Raw genomic sequence first — 270 nt, forward strand, 5'->3', positions numbered from 1 at the left:
CCGAATAGCCGACCGCCGTCATCAGCGGGTTGCCGTTGTACGTACCGCCCTGGTCGCCGGCCTCGAACACCGCGACGTCGGCCTTCGACAACAGCGCGCCGAGCGGTGCGCCGCCGCCGATGCCCTTCGCGAGCGTCATGACGTCCGGCTCGATGCCGGACAGTTCGTACGCGAACAGCGTGCCCGCGCGGCCGCAGCCGCTCTGCACTTCGTCGACGATCAGCAGCAGGTTGTGCTGCTTCGTCAGCGCGCGCAGCGCCTGCATGAATT

1 protein-coding gene is annotated in these 270 nt (G+C 68.5%); it reads right to left on the bottom strand.

Annotated elements, in window-relative coordinates:
* A partial coding sequence (locus AC2FC2_RS27070) for an aminotransferase class III-fold pyridoxal phosphate-dependent enzyme (RefSeq protein WP_490660219.1) occupies window positions 1–270 on the bottom strand: 270 nt, incomplete at both ends.

Source organism: Serratia sp. CoH_122_TC_1 (assembly GCF_058191755.1).